At 71.1% G+C, this 13,960-nt stretch carries 11 protein-coding genes; 7 read left to right on the top strand and 4 right to left on the bottom strand.

The genetic code is table 11. From position 1 onward, the window contains the following. Positions 1 to 407 precede the first annotated feature (407 nt). Entirely contained in the window at positions 408 to 920 is a 513-nt protein-coding gene (locus ABGA98_RS09875; RefSeq protein WP_347617886.1) for a carbonic anhydrase, read from the bottom strand. Between the two features lie 140 nt (positions 921 to 1,060). Between ABGA98_RS09875 and ABGA98_RS09880 the strand changes: the two genes are divergently transcribed. Then, the gene (locus tag ABGA98_RS09880) at positions 1,061 to 1,375 is read left to right on the top strand and encodes a hypothetical protein (protein ID WP_347617887.1); all 315 of its coding nucleotides are present in this window, start codon (positions 1,061 to 1,063) and stop codon (positions 1,373 to 1,375) included. 16 nt (positions 1,376 to 1,391) lie between these two features. On the opposite strand, the gene ABGA98_RS09885 is transcribed toward ABGA98_RS09880, so the two are convergent. Then, the gene (locus ABGA98_RS09885; protein ID WP_347617888.1) at positions 1,392 to 1,955 is read right to left on the bottom strand and encodes a thioredoxin family protein; all 564 of its coding nucleotides are present in this window, start codon (positions 1,953 to 1,955) and stop codon (positions 1,392 to 1,394) included. Positions 1,956 to 2,009: 54 nt separating this feature from the next. Between ABGA98_RS09885 and ABGA98_RS09890 the strand changes: the two genes are divergently transcribed. After that, positions 2,010 to 2,381 (top strand): VOC family protein, encoded by a 372-nt coding sequence (locus ABGA98_RS09890; RefSeq protein ID WP_347617889.1) that lies wholly within the window; start codon positions 2,010 to 2,012, stop codon positions 2,379 to 2,381. Between the two features lie 309 nt (positions 2,382 to 2,690). Here ABGA98_RS09890 and ABGA98_RS09895 read toward each other — a convergent pair whose 3' ends face one another. Further along, positions 2,691 to 5,186: a DNA topoisomerase IV subunit A gene (locus ABGA98_RS09895; protein WP_347617890.1), complete on the bottom strand. Its 2,496-nt coding sequence runs from the start codon at positions 5,184 to 5,186 to the stop codon at positions 2,691 to 2,693. 489 nt (positions 5,187 to 5,675) lie between these two features. On the opposite strand from ABGA98_RS09895, the gene ABGA98_RS09900 reads away from it, so the two are divergent. The 3 genes from ABGA98_RS09900 (at position 5,676) to ABGA98_RS09910 (ending at position 9,119) form a co-directional block, all read left to right on the top strand. Further along, the gene (locus tag ABGA98_RS09900; protein ID WP_347617891.1) at positions 5,676 to 6,497 is read left to right on the top strand and encodes a TauD/TfdA family dioxygenase; all 822 of its coding nucleotides are present in this window, start codon (positions 5,676 to 5,678) and stop codon (positions 6,495 to 6,497) included. A gap of 94 nt (positions 6,498 to 6,591) precedes the next feature. After that, positions 6,592 to 8,709 carry a RecQ family ATP-dependent DNA helicase gene (locus tag ABGA98_RS09905; RefSeq protein WP_347617892.1) on the top strand — a complete coding sequence of 706 codons (2,118 nt, stop codon included), beginning with the start codon at positions 6,592 to 6,594 and terminating at the stop codon, positions 8,707 to 8,709. 266 nt (positions 8,710 to 8,975) lie between these two features. Next, positions 8,976 to 9,119, top strand: coding sequence for a hypothetical protein (locus ABGA98_RS09910; protein WP_347617893.1), 144 nt, complete (start codon positions 8,976 to 8,978; stop codon positions 9,117 to 9,119). Here ABGA98_RS09910 and ABGA98_RS09915 read toward each other — a convergent pair. Continuing rightward, positions 9,116 to 10,009 (bottom strand): sugar kinase, encoded by an 894-nt coding sequence (locus ABGA98_RS09915; RefSeq protein ID WP_347617894.1) that lies wholly within the window; start codon positions 10,007 to 10,009, stop codon positions 9,116 to 9,118. The genes ABGA98_RS09910 and ABGA98_RS09915 overlap by 4 nt on opposite strands. Positions 10,010 to 10,178: 169 nt before the next feature. Between ABGA98_RS09915 and ABGA98_RS09920 the strand changes: the two genes are divergently transcribed. Further along, positions 10,179 to 13,052, top strand: coding sequence for a GNAT family N-acetyltransferase (locus tag ABGA98_RS09920; protein WP_347617895.1), 2,874 nt, complete (start codon positions 10,179 to 10,181; stop codon positions 13,050 to 13,052). Positions 13,053 to 13,166: 114 nt separating this feature from the next. Beyond that, complete coding sequence (locus ABGA98_RS09925) at positions 13,167 to 13,757, top strand: DUF5998 family protein (RefSeq protein WP_347617896.1); 591 nt, start codon at positions 13,167 to 13,169, stop codon at positions 13,755 to 13,757. Positions 13,758 to 13,960: the final 203 nt, after the last annotated feature.

A 13,960-nucleotide genomic window follows, 5' to 3' on the forward strand; every position in this document is an offset into this window, starting at 1 on the left:
CAGGGATGTTTGAGGCTACGGAGAGCGAATGTGGCTGTGAGGCGGGCCCGGCTCCCATGCTCCTGGAGGGCCCGCGAGCCGATTTCGGGGCCGACTGGAGGAGCCCGCGAGCCGGCTCCGGGGCGGCGTTGAAGGAGACCGCGAGCGGCTTCGGGGTTCGCTGAAGCAACGCGCGGGTCGGCTGCGGGTCGCGCCGAAGGAACCCGCGGGTCGGCTGCGGGGCGCGCTGAACGGGCCCGCGAGCCGGCTCCAGGCACCCGAGGAAGGGTGCGAGGGCGCCTGCGATGAGCCGGTTCGCCGGGCGGTTGGTCCGGGAGGGACGGTCGCGGCCGGAGAGCGTTCGCGATCGGCGGGTGCGTTCACACTGGAGGCCGGACGCGACGCTCCCTCACGGAAGGGAACGGACGTCAGGCCGCGTCGGACGCCTGTCTCGGGGCCGGGGTCAGCAGGCCGGTGTGGACGTCGTAGATGGCGCCGGCCACCGGCATGTCCTGCGGCAGGAACGGGGTGCTGCGGATCCGCATGAGATCGTGGCGCAGCGCTTCGTCCTGGTCGGGCACGGTGTGGAACTCCAGGCTGCGGGTGTCGACTCCCTGCTCGCCGGCGAGCGCGTGCACGTCGGAGTCCGTCACCTTGGACATGCCGCAGTCCGTGTGCGGCATCACCAGCACCCGATCGACTCCCAGCAGGTAGACGGCCAGCACCAGGGTGCGCAGTACGTCGTCCGTCACCCGGGCGCCCGCGTTGCGGAGGATCTTGGCGTCGCCCGGTTTGAGACCCAGCAGTCCGAGCGGGTCGATGCGGGAGTCCATGCAGGTCACCACGGCCAGCCCGCGGGCAGCCCGGCCGGTTAGGGTGGAGTTCTCGAACTCCTTGGCGAACGTCGCGTTGGCGGCGTACAGGTCGTCGAACGCTGTCATGACCACAAATATCCCTCACCCTCCGCACTTCATGCTCTCCGGGGGTCACGAATGGCCCGACTTGGCAAACCTCCCACGAATGCCCTTCGCTCTGCGTGATGATGTCGTAGCCGTATGTACGGGATCGAAGAAGGTTACTCGTGAGTAGGTCCGAATCCCTCGCCGCGTTTCTCCGCGTCCAAGCCTGGCGCCGCCTCGACCGCGTGGAGTCCAACGACGGTGGCCGTAACGCCAGGAGTGCGCTGGCGCTCCTCGACACCGCCGCCTACGCGGCCGGTCTCCCCGACGACGATCCGCTGATCATCATGTTGGATGAGGCGGGTTGTTATGGGCCGCTGGGCTGCGAGGGCTTCGACCCGGGAGAGGCGGGCACCCGGCTGATCCGGCACTGGGAGGGCGGCGAACCGCACGAACTGCTGCTCGCGATCCCGTCCGCCATCGCGGCCTCCGGTTGAGGGGACCCGCGAACGATCAGACGGGTGCGTTGCCCGGCTTCCACTTGATGCCGCACCCGAGCGACGGGTGTTGTTCTTCCGGCACCGGGTCGCCCGCCAGCACGGCGTCGATGGCCGCCCGCAGGGACGCGCCGGTCACCGGTTCCGCGTTGCCCGGCCGCGCGCCGTCGAACTCTCCCCGGTAGGCGAGCCGCATCTGCGCGTCGTACAGGAAGAAGTCGGGCGTGCACGCCGCCCGGTAGGCCTTGGCCACCTCCTGCGTCTCGTCCAGCAGGTACGGGAACGTGAATCCGGCTCGCTCGGCCTGTTCCGCCAGGTGTGTCGGGTCGTCATCCGGGTAGTTCACGCTGTCGTTGCTGGAGATGGCGACGATCGACAGTCTCGCGCCGTAGTCGGCGGCCAGGGCTCCGATGCCGTCCTCGATATGCCGTACGTAGGGGCAGTGGTTGGACAGGAAGATCACCAGCGTGGCGGGAGAACCTTTGAGGTCCTCCAGTGAAACGCTCCCGCCGTCGATGGCGGTCAGGTCGAAGGCCGGCGCGGGAGTGCCGAGCGGAACCATGAACGAGTTGGCAGCCATGGCAACATTCTTGTCTCCGATCGGCCAGGCAAAACGGGCCGGGAAGGTGAATTGATGAGCGGCATCGCGCGGTTCCGCACCATCGTGCTGGACTGCCCGGACCCCGAAGGGCTCGCGGAGTTCTACTCGAACCTCCTCGGGTGGCCGGTCACGTCCGTCGAGGAGGACTGGGTGGTGGTCTCCGACGGCGGGTCGTCCGGACGGCTGGCCTTCCAGCTCGCCCCCGACCACCGGCCGCCGGCCTGGCCCGACCCGCGACACCCCCAGCAGATCCACCTCGATCTCACCGTGGACGACATGGACGAGGCCGAGGCGCGGGCCGTCGGGATCGGGGCGCGCAAACACGAGCACCAGCCGAGCGAGGACGACGCGTTCCGGGTGTTCCTCGACCCGGCCGGGCACCCGTTCTGCCTCTGCGCCGGCTGAACGCGGGCTCCCGGTCCAGCGACCCCGGCCCGGGCTATGGGGACTGCTCCCCGGGCCGGGCCGCCGGGACCGGGATGGGGACTGACCCCGCCCACACCGGGGCCAGTCCCCATCACGACCGCGCGACCGCCGCGTTCATGAGCACCGCGTCAGCGGATCGACCGGGACAGCAGGTCGGTAGAGGTGTGCGGCGTCGCCGCTCCCGTCCAAGCGCGCGAGCCGGCACCTCGACGACTCCGTCGCAGGGTGCGGAGCCGCCGGTGCCGGGACACTTCCCATCGACACGGAGCCGGTGAACGTGCGCCTCGGTCACTCCTCCAGGGGCGTCTCGCCGCCGGCGGAGGGCAGGGCGGCAGGATCGGCGGCGATGGCGCCGCCGATGGCGCCGATCGTGTGGGTGAGGCGGACGCCCGAGCCGTCGCGCTTGCCGAGCTCCTCCGGCAGCGGCACCGGCTTGCCCACCGTGGAGACCGCCTTGGCCGGAGCGGGTCCGGCCCAGGCCAGCAGGAGTTCGTCCTCGCCCTTCAGGAACCGCTGAGCGCGGACGCCGCCCGTGGCCCGGCCCTTCGCCGGGAACTCCGCGTAGTCGGACACCTTGCCGCCGCCCACCTGCGTGCCGGGCAGCGCCGTGGAGGAGCCGGCGATCGTGACCACATGGCCGGGCCGCTCGGGGTCGACGGCGCCGAACCAGATCACCCGCGCGTCCCCGTCGAGGCGGATGCCCGCCACGCCGCCCGCGGGACGCCCCTGCGGGCGCACCAGCGCGGCGGAGTAGCGCAGGAGCTGGGCGTCGGAGGAGATGAACACCAGGTCGTGGCTCTCCGACACCAGCTCGACGGCGCCCACCACGCGGTCGCCTTCTTTCAAGGTGATGACCTCGAAGTCGTCGCGGTTGGCCGGGTAGTCGGGCACCACCCGTTTGACCACGCCCTGCGCCGTGCCCAGGGCCAGGCCGGGGCTGTCGGGGTCGAGGGAGCCGAGGCCGACGACCTTCTCGTCGGGCTCGAGCGAGACATATTCGGAGACGGGATGGCCGCCCGACAACGACGGCGGGTTGGCCGAGGGCGGCAGCGTCGGCAGGTCGACGACCTGGACGCGGATCAGCCGGCCGTGCGACGTGACCACGCCCACCTCGCCGCGCACGGAGGTGCGGACGACGGAGACGAGCACATCGTGCGCGGTGCGGTCGCCCTCGCCCGCCAGCGGCGAGGCGTCGGAGGTGCGGGCCAGCAGGCCGGTCGAGGACATCAGCGCCAGGCACGGGTCGTCGGCCACCTGGAGCGACTGGATCGGGGTGCGGGCGACGCCCGGCGCCTCCAGCAGGACGGTCCGGCGCGGCGTGCCGTAGCGCTTGGCCACGTCGGCCAGCTCGCCCGAGACCACCTGGCGGAGCCTGGCCGGAGAGGAGAGGATCTCGGTCAGCGCGGCGATCTCGTCGCTCAGCGTCTGCTTCTCGCGGTCGAGCTCCAGCTTGTCGTATTTGGTCAGCCGGCGCAGGGGCGTGTCGAGGATGTAGGCGGCCTGGACCTCGGACAGCTCGAAGACGTCCATCAGGCGGGTGCGCGCCTGGGCCGAGTCGTCGGAGGAACGGATGACCTGGATGACCTCGTCGATGTTGAGCAGCGCGATGATGAGGCCGTCGACCAGGTGCAGGCGCTCCTCGCGCCTACGGCGCCGGAACTCCGACCTGCGGCGCACGACCTCGAGCCGGTGGTCGACATAGACCTGGAGCATCTCGCGCAGCCCGAGCGTGCGCGGCTCGCCGTCGACGAGGGCGACGTTGTTGATGCCGAAGGTCTCCTCCATCGGCGTCAGCCGGTAGAGCTCCTCCAGCACGGCCTCGGGGATGAACCCGTTCTTGATCTCGATGACCAGGCGCAGGCCCTTGTGCCGGTCGGTGAGGTCTTTGAGATCGGCGATGCCCTGCAGCTTCTTGCTGGTCACCAGCTCTTTGATCTTGGTGACCACGCGCTCGGGGCCGACGTTGTAGGGGAGCTCGGTGACGACGATGCCCTTGCGGCGCGGGGTGATCTGCTCGACCGCGCACGTGGCGCGCATGCGGAACGTGCCACGCCCCGACTCGTACGCGTCGCGCACCCCCTGCAGCCCGATGATCGAACCGCCGGTCGGCAGGTCGGGCCCCGGCACGAACTTCATCAGCTCGTCGAGCGTCGCCTCGGGCTTCTTGATCAGGTGGCGGGCGGCGGCCACGACCTCGGTGAGGTTGTGCGGCGCCATGTTGGTGGCCATGCCGACCGCGATGCCGCTCGTGCCGTTGACCAGCAGGTTGGGGAACGCCGACGGCATGACCGTGGGCTCGGTCTCCTGGCCGTCGTAGTTGGGCTTGAAGTCGACGGTGTCCTCGTCGAGCGACTCGACCATGAGCATCGCCGCCGGGGCCAGCCTGGCCTCGGTGTAACGCATGGCGGCGGGTGAGTCGTCGGGGGAGCCGAAGTTGCCGTGGCCGTCCACGAGCGGCAGGCGCATGGAGAACGGCTGCGCCAGCCGGACGAGCGCGTCGTAGATGGCGCTGTCGCCGTGGGGGTGCAGCTTGCCCATGACGTCGCCGACGACGCGCGAGGACTTGACGTGGCCGCGCTCGGGGCGCAGGCCCATCTCGCTCATCGAGTAGAGGATGCGCCGCTGCACCGGCTTGAGGCCGTCACGGGCGTCGGGCAGGGCGCGCTGGTAGATCACCGAGTAGGCGTATTCGAGGTAGCTCGTGCGCATCTCGGAGGAGACGTCGATGTCGACGATCCGCTCCTCGAAGTCCTCAGGTGGGGGTGCAGTCGTGCGTCGGGCCATCTTGTGCTGCGCGGCTGCCTCGGTCGTCGCGCCGAGGGGAAGCGCATCCTCCTTCTGTCCTTGTGCGGTAACCGTAACCCTCAGCCCGGCAGAGCGGCGTCAGGTCGGCGGGCGGGGCGTCGACGTAAGCTCTCCCGGTCGCGACGGCGGCCGAGGGCGCGCGCGGGCACGAGACCGGTGCGGGTGTGACGTTTTCTCCCCTGGAGATGATGGCACGAGCCAGGCGCGCTGTGACGTATCCATGGCGTTGCTCATGCCTTCGCGGGCCGCCTGCAGGGCCGCGCGGGCGAGGGCCGCTGCCGTCAAGACGCCTCCTCGGTGATGATCCGGTTGCCGGGGAGTGTGCGGTGCGCACGTCGCCGGCGTCAAGATGATACGCGATCCCCCACCACTTCTCGTAAACATGTTCGATTTCCTACCATTCTTGACCAAGCAATTGCTTGGGTGCTACGTTCCGGACACGAGGCTCCCGTCGTCTTCGGAGGCGTCATGATCGAGTTTTATCCCGTGACGAAGCACATCGGCGCCGAGGTCACCGGGGTCGATCTGCGCAAGCCGCTCTCACCGGAAGAGGTCGCGGCCCTGCGCGAGGGCTGGCTCCAGCATCTCGTCCTGTTCTTCCGCGACCAGAACATCGACGACGAGCAGCACCTGCAGTTCGCCCTCAACTTCGGCACGCTCAACCATCCCGCCTTCAAGAAGGACGCCGGCAGCCCCATCCACGTGCTCGACCAGACCTCGCCCAAGGGTGAAGGCGGCGACGAGTGGCACAGCGACAACACCTTCGAACCCACTCCGCCGATGGGCTCGCTGCTGCGCTGCGTCCAGCTGCCCAGCGTGGGCGGCGACACGTGCTGGGCCAACACGTACCTGGCCTACGAGACGCTCTCGCCGTCGCTGCAGCGGCTGTGCGACGAGCTGACCGCCGTGCACGACATCACGATGTCGATGAAGAAGGCCATCTCGAAGGGGCACCCGTTCGACCTGGCCGAGATCCAGGCGAAGTGGCCGCCGATCGAACGCCCGGTCGTCCGCGTGCACGCCGAGACCGGCCGCAAGGCCCTCTTCGTCAACCGCGCGTCGACGACCCGCCTGGTGGGGCTGAGCGACCGGGAGAACGAGGCGCTCCTGCCCTTCCTGATCGACCACATCCGCTCGCCCGAGTTCCAGCTCCGGCTGCGGTGGCGGCCTGGGACGCTGGCCTTCTGGGACAACCGCCCCACCCAGCACTACGCGGTCGCCGACTACACCGAACGCCGCCGGATGCACCGCGTCACCATCAACGCCTTCCCCGAGCACGCCGACGCGTAGCCCTCACGGCACCAGCCCGCGCATGCCGTAAAAGATGCTGGTTTTGCGGGCCTCGGTCACCACGGCGCCCGGGAGAGCTGGTAACAAGGGAGGCATGATTGACGCCCCCGATGTCGGGATGCTACGGGAAGAGGCCGAGACGCGGCTGCGGGCGCTGGCGGGTGAGCACGCCGTGCTCCGCGACGACCAGTGGGCCGCCATAGAGGCGCTCGTGATCGACCGCCGCAGGGTGCTCGTCGTGCAGCGCACCGGCTGGGGCAAGTCGGCCGTCTATTTCGTGGCCACCGCGCTCCTGCGCGAGCTCGGCGAGGGCCCCACCGTCATCGTCTCGCCGCTGCTGGCCCTCATGCGCAACCAGATCGCCGCCGCCGAGCGGGCCGGCATCAGGGCCGTCACGATCAACTCCGCGAACCCCGAGGCGTGGGAGGAGATCTACGGCCAGGTCGCCGACGGCATGGTCGACGTGCTGCTGGTCAGCCCCGAGCGGCTCAACAACCCCGACTTCCGCGACAACGTCCTGCCCGAGCTGGCCGAGAGCGCCGGGCTGGTCGTGGTCGACGAGGCCCACTGCATCTCCGACTGGGGCCACGACTTCAGGCCCGACTACCGCAGGCTGGCCACATTGTTCGGTGACCTGCCGCCGGGCATCCCCGTGCTCGCCACCACCGCCACCGCCAACGCCCGCGTCACCCGCGACGTGGCCGAGCAGTTGAGCCTTCCCCCGGAGTTGCGGCCCGAGGGCGGCGACGACACGCTCGTCCTGCGCGGGCCGCTCGAACGCGAGAGCCTGCACCTGAGCGTCGTCCGCCTGCCCACCGCCGAGCAGCGGCTGGCCTGGCTGGCCCAGACGCTGCGCGAGCTGCCCGGCTCCGGCATCGTCTACACCCTCACCGTGGCCGCCGCCCACGAGATCGCCGGCTACCTGCGCGAGCAGGGGCTCGAGGTGGCCGCCTACTCCGGCCAGACCGAACCGGCCGAGCGGCTGGCGGCCGAGGAGGCGCTGCTCCGCAACCAGATCAAGGCGCTGGTGGCGACGAGCGCGCTCGGGATGGGGTTCGACAAACCCGATCTCGGGTTCGTGGTGCACGTCGGGGCGCCGCAGTCGCCCGTGGCCTACTACCAGCAGGTCGGCCGGGCCGGGCGCGGCGTCGAACGGGCCGAGGTCATCCTGCTGCCCGGCACGGAAGACCGCGACATCTGGGCCTATTTCGCGTCGCTGGCGTTCCCGCCCGAGCCCGTCGTACGCACCACGCTCCAGACCCTCGAAGAGCGCGGCGTCATGTCCACCCCCGCGCTCGAAACGGCCGTCGACCTGAGCCGCGGCCGGCTGGAGATGATGCTCAAGGTCCTCGACGTCGACGGCGCGGTCCGCCGGGTCAAGGGCGGCTGGGAGGCCACCGGGCAGCCGTGGGCCTACGACACCGAGCGTTACGCCCGCATCGCCGCGGAGCGCAAGGCCGAGCAGGACGCCATGCTCAGCTACCTGACCACCTCCGAGTGCCGGGAGCGGTTCCTGCGCGGGCACCTCGACGACGAGACCGCCACGCCGTGCGGCCGCTGCGACAACTGCACCGGCACGCACCGCTCGACGGAGATCGGCGCGCAGGCCGTCGAGGGCGCCCGCGAGCGCCTGAGCAGGCCCGGTGTCGAGATCGAGGCCCGCAGGCAGTGGCCCACCGGGCTGCCCGACCTGTCCGGCCGGATCAAGCCCGAACTGGGCGCCGAGCCGGGCCGGGCGCTGGGGCGGCTGACCGACATCGGGTGGGGCAACCGGCTGCGCGAGATGTTCAGCGCCGGCGACGGGCCGATGGCCGACGACATGTTCGCGGCCGTGGTGAAGGTGTTGTCCGCGTGGGACTGGCGCGAGCGCCCGGTGGCCGTGGTAAGCGTGCCGTCGGCGACGCGGCCGAAGCTGGTGCGCACGTTCGCCGAACGGCTGGCCCAGGTCGGGCGGCTGTCCTACCTGGGGGAGCTGGGCTACCGTGCGGGCTCGCCCGGGCAGCAGTTCAACAGCGCCAAACGGGTGCAGGCGATCAGGGGCACGCTCGCCATGCCGAAGGACGTGGGCGCCGCGATCGCGCAGTGCGGCGGTCCGGTCCTGCTCATCGACGACCGCGTCGACACGGGGTGGACGATGACGTTGGGCGCGGCCATGGTGCGCCACGCCGGGGCGCCCGCCGTGCTCCCGCTCGCCCTGGCCACCACCTCCTGACCGGCACGGCCGGTCAGGGTGAGACCCATCGTGACCAGGTCGGTGCATCACCACCGGCATCGGCCCGGAACCGAACGTCGCCTCCCCGTGGCCGCGAACACCATCGTCCCCGCCCACGCGAACACGTCGCTGGCGGGAGCCGCCGGCACCGCGTCAGGCAAGCTTCACCGGTGATCAGCGTGCGCCAGGAGGTGCGCCCTCCTCGGCGTCGAGCCGGTGGTCCGCCCAGACGTAGCTGTCGGGACGGCGCAGGGGCCGCCGGTGAAGTGGCAGGCGTTCACCGCCGTGATGATCCGGCCGTCGTGTCGCGCGCCGCGGCCGCCATGGTGTGGTTGTCGCCCCTGCAGCGGGTGGCCGCGACGTTCGTTCTGCGCGCCAGGCTCCGCGTGAACGTGCTGATCGGGCACTAGAACGGGGGACGCGCACCCAGATGCATGATGGCCTTGGCCGCCAGGCGGCAACCCGACGCCAGCGCCTCCGCCGGCGGCTTGCCCTCGAGCCACGGCGGCAGGAACCCGGCGGAGAACGCGTCACCCGCACCGGTGCCGTCGACGATCTTGTCGACCGGCTCGGCGGCGACCCGGACCGGATCGGGGCGACCGTTGCTATACCACAGCGCGCCCTCGGCGTTCATCTTGATCACGACCTGCGGGAACCACGCGGTCAGCACCTTGGCGGCGGCCTCGGGCTCGTCGCGGCCCGTCAGGACCTTGGCCTGGTCGATGTTGGCGAACAGCAGCTTGGCGCCGTTGGTCCACTCGAGGAACGGCTCGGCGCCCGTGCGCTCCAGCGGCGCGGACGAGGCGCAGTCGACCGAGATCGACATGCCGGTGCGCCTGGCCATGTCGAGCGCCGCGAGACCGGCGTCGCGCGAACCCTCGTTGATCAGCGTGTAGCCGGAGAGATGCAGATGTGTGCCCTGGCCGAACAGGTCGCGCGGCAGGTCTTCCGGCGACAGCGCCGCGTTGGCGCCGGGGTCGGACAACATGGTGCGCTCGCCCTTGTGCGTCACGAGCACCACGCAGGTGCCGGTGGGCCGCTCAGGGTCCATGACGAGCCGGGCGTCGACGCCGTAGCCCATCAGCTCCATGTCGCGGTTGCGCCCCGTGATGTCGGCGCCCCTGCGGCCGATGTAGGCCACCTCCGCGCCCTCGACGGCCAGCCACGAGGCGATGTTCGCCCCCGAGCCCCCGCCGTGCATGGTCACGATCGCCGGGGTGTCGCTCGCCCTGGCGAGCGCATAACGGGCGCGCGCGACCGCGTCGGTCATGAGATCGCCCACCACGACGACCCGCGTCATGATGTCACCACCTTGCTGCCTTCGGAACGAGCCTGGCCACGGCAAAACTAACAGCTTCCGGGCTGCTCGTGGGACGGACCCATCACACAGGGCAGCAGTCGATGCACAAGCGTTGCCCAACTGGGGCCCCGGGTCTTGGCATGTGGGATGCGGGTTTACGCTCAGGACTGTGGAGGAACAGTATCCGGCTCACTGGGAGGCGGATGTCGTCCTGGCCGACGGCGGCACCGCACACGTCAGGCCGATCAGGCCCGCCGACGCCGATCGTCTCCGTTCCTTCTACTCCCGTCTGTCCGACGAGTCGATCTATTTTCGCTTCTTCGGGCCCCGGCCGCGGCTGTCCGACAAGGAAGTCGCCCGCTTCACGAACGTCGACTACGTCACCAGAGTCGCGCTGATCGCCACCATCGGCGACGAGATGGTCGCCGTGATCCGCTACGACCGCACCGGCCCCGGCGAGGCCGAGGTCGCCTTCCTCGTCGAGGACGCGCACCAGGGCAGGGGAGTGGCCTCCGTGCTCCTGGAGCACCTGGCGGCCACGGCCCGCGAGCACGGCATCGAACGCTTCATCGCCGACGTCCTGCCCGCCAACATGCGGATGACGGGCCTGCTGCGGCAGGCGGGCTACACGGCCCAGAGCCGGTTCGCCGACGGCGTCGTACGCATGACGCTCGACCTCACCCCCACCGACACCTCAGCCGAGGTGACGGCCGCCCGCGAGCACCGCGCCGAGGCCAGGTCCATCGCCCGGCTGCTCACCCCCGGCTCCGTCGCGGTCATCGGAGCCTCGCGCGAGCCCGGGGGCGTCGGTCAGAGCGTCCTGCGCAACCTGCTGGCCGCCGGCTTCACCGGCCCCGTCTACCCCGTGCACCGCGAGGTGCGGGCGGTGCACGGCGTACGCGCCCATCCGAGCGTGACGGCGATCGACGACGAGGTCGACCTGGCCGTGGTGGCCGTGCCTGCCGAGAGCGTGCTCGACGCGGTCAAGGAGTGCGCGGAGAAGGGCGTGCACGGGCTGGTCGTGGTCTCGTCGGGGTTCGGCGAGACGGGCGCGCTGGGCCGGGCCAGGCAGGACGAGCTCGCCAGGATCGCCCGCTCCTACGGCCTGCGCGTCGTCGGCCCCAACTGCCTCGGCATCGCCAACACCGACCCGGCCGTCAAGCTCAACGCCACCCTCGCCCCCACCGTGCCGGGCCGGGGCAAGGTGGGGTTCTTCAGCCAGTCGGGCGCGCTCGGCACCGCGCTGCTCCAGCGGGTGGCGCAGCGTGGCATGGGCATCTCGTCGTTCGTCTCCGCGGGCAACCGGGCCGACGTGTCCGGCAACGACCTGCTGCAGTATTGGGAGGAAGACGACTCCACCGATGTGATCCTGCTCTACCTGGAGTCGCTCGGCAATCCGCGCAAGTTCACCCGGCTGGCCCGGCGCATCGCCCGCCGCAAGCCCATCGTGGTGGTCAAGAGCGGCGGCACCCCCGCGGGGCACTCGGCGGAAGAGCTCGGGCTGCCCGACTCGGCGATCAGCTCCCTGTTCGAGCAGGCGGGGCTCATCAGGGTCGACGATCTCATCCAGCTGTTCGACGTGGGGCAGGTGCTGGCGTACCAGCCGCTGCCCGCCGGGCCCAGGGTCGCGCTCGTGACCAACTCCGACGCGCTCGGCCTGCTCGCCGCCGACGCCTGCCTCGCCGCGGGCCTCGAGCCCCGCCCGCCGGTCAACCTCGGTCCCGCCGCGGGTCCCTCGGAGTTCGGTACGGCGCTCGCCGGCGAATTGTCCTCCCCGGACGTGGACGCCGCCGTCGTGATCCACATGCCGCCCATCCCCGGCGCGTCCGACGAGGTGGCCGCCGAGCTGCTGCGCGTCTCCAAGGACGTCGCCAAGCCGGTGGTGACCACGTTCCACGGTCATCTGGGCATGCATCCGGCGCTGCGTGTCGAGACCGGTTCCGCGACGCCCGGGAGGTGCTCCATCCCCTCCTACGCGGCGCCCGAGGAGGCGGTGAGGGCGCTGGCGCACGTGGTGCGGTACGCGAGGTGGCGGGCACACCCGGCGGTGCCGCCACCGGAACTCGACGGCATCGACACCACCCGCGCCCGATCCCTGGCCCGCACCGCCCTGGCCGCCGCCCCTTCGGGAGACACTGTCACTTCCTCGCCGGGTGAGGCGGTCACCGCGTCGCCTGATGGATCACCCGGTACGGCGATCGCCGGGCCGTCCGATGGGTCGTCCGGTGAGGCCGCCGTCACGTCGCCCGGTGGGGCGCTTGGTGAATCGGTCCCCACGTCCGCCGGAGCGCCGTCTGGGACACCGTCTGGGACACTGGGCGGAGGGCCGGACGCCGGGCGGACCGGCTCGTCGGGTGTGTTCGCCGAGCCGGGGCCGCCGGTCGAGATCGACCCCACCGAGCTGGTGTCCTGCTACGGCCTGACCGTGTGGCGGGCCGAGCTGGTGCGTTCCGCCGATGAGGCGGTGGCGGCGGCCGAGCACCTGGGCTGGCCCGTGGTGGTCAAGGTCGCCGACCCGGGCGCCTCACGCAGAGCCGGGACGGTGCGCCTGGGGTTGACGGGCCCGGAGATGGTCCGCAACGCCTACACGGAGTTCGCCGTGCAACTGGGCGAAGGAGCGGAGCTCGCGGTCCAGCGTATGGCTCCGCAGCCCGCCGTGCCGACCGTCGTGGGCGTCGTCGAGGACCCCGCGTTCGGGCCGGTCGTGTCGTTCGGGCTGGGCGAGGTGACCGCCCGGCTGCTGCAGGACCAGGGTTTCCGCCTGGCCCCGCTGACCGGCGAGGACGCCGCCGCCCTGGTGCGCTCCGTACGCGCGGCTCCGCTCCTGTTCGGCGAGTACGGCTACCCGCCCGTGGCCGTCGGCGCCCTGGAGGATCTGCTCGTACGCGTCGGCCGCCTGGCCAGTGACCTGCCGGAGCTGGCCCGGCTGGACCTCGACCAGGTGCTCGTGGGGGAGTCGGATGTCATGATCCTCGGCGCCCGCGCCACCCTGCGCACGCCGGCGGGCCCGCGTCTTGACGGTGGCCCGCGCCGGCTCTCCTGATAGGCCTTGAGCGAATGCAGGGAACGGAGTGCTCAGTGTTACCTGTACACAGACCGTTATAGAGCGTTATATCCGGCGGGTGAGTGCACTGCCCGGCCCTGGCAGGATGGACCCATGAGGGAAACCCGAGTCTCCGCCGCGGGCCTGCGCGAAGCGATCGAGCGCAGCGGCTATTATCCCGACCTCGTCACCGACGCGGTCGAATCCGCGCTGGGCAAGGAGGTCGTGACCGCGTTCGTGGTGCACCACGAGGCGACCTTCGATCCTGCCATGGAGGTGCGCAGGCACGTCACGGTCCTGGTGCTGACGACGACGCGGCTGCTGGTCTGCCACACCGACGAGCACCCGGCGGTGGAGGGCGTCTCCGCGTCCCACGCCTCCACCACCACGGAGGCCGTGCGTCTGAGCCGCGTCCAGTCGGTCGCCGTCACCCGCGTGGTGCCCGACCCCGCCGCCTACGCGCCCGGTGTCCCGCCCACGGAAGTGACCCTCACGATCGGCTGGGGCGCCATCTCCCACGTCGATCTGGAGCCGGCCACCTGCGGCGACGAAAACTGCGAGGCCGACCACGGCTACACCGGCGCCATCACCGCCGACGACCTCTCGCTCCGGGTCAGTGAGGCGGCCGACGGCCCCGAGGCGGTCACCCACGTCCTGGCGTTCGCGAAGTCCCTCTCCGAAGCCACGGCTCACGCCACCGCCTGACCTCTCCCGGCCCCGCACCGGCCCGCCCTCGACGCCGGCGCGCCCCCGCCCCTTTCACCCCACACCCCCGGATTCCGGCTGGACCCCGCCAAGAAGCCGCCCGGCGAAGAAGAACAGTTGCGGACAGGCGGCGACCATCACGGGTGAGTCGGCGGGCCTGGAAACGGCAGAGCTTCCACGTTGCTGTTCCTCTCACGACGCAG

Origin of the sequence: Nonomuraea sp. B1E8 (genome assembly GCF_039871515.1) — a bacterium.
GTDB lineage: Bacteria > Actinomycetota > Actinomycetes > Streptosporangiales > Streptosporangiaceae > Nonomuraea.

Coding starts and splice junctions, on each gene's coding strand:
- ABGA98_RS09925 (WP_347617896.1), top strand. CDS start 13,167: ATGAGGGAAACCCGAGTCTCCGCCGCGGGCCTGCGCGAAGCGATCGAG.
- ABGA98_RS09890 (WP_347617889.1), top strand. CDS start 2,010: ATGAGCGGCATCGCGCGGTTCCGCACCATCGTGCTGGACTGCCCGGAC.
- ABGA98_RS09905 (WP_347617892.1), top strand. CDS start 6,592: ATGATTGACGCCCCCGATGTCGGGATGCTACGGGAAGAGGCCGAGACG.
- ABGA98_RS09875 (WP_347617886.1), bottom strand. CDS start 920: ATGACAGCGTTCGACGACCTGTACGCCGCCAACGCGACGTTCGCCAAG.
- ABGA98_RS09900 (WP_347617891.1), top strand. CDS start 5,676: ATGATCGAGTTTTATCCCGTGACGAAGCACATCGGCGCCGAGGTCACC.
- ABGA98_RS09885 (WP_347617888.1), bottom strand. CDS start 1,955: ATGGCTGCCAACTCGTTCATGGTTCCGCTCGGCACTCCCGCGCCGGCC.
- ABGA98_RS09915 (WP_347617894.1), bottom strand. CDS start 10,009: ATGACGCGGGTCGTCGTGGTGGGCGATCTCATGACCGACGCGGTCGCG.
- ABGA98_RS09895 (WP_347617890.1), bottom strand. CDS start 5,186: ATGGCCCGACGCACGACTGCACCCCCACCTGAGGACTTCGAGGAGCGG.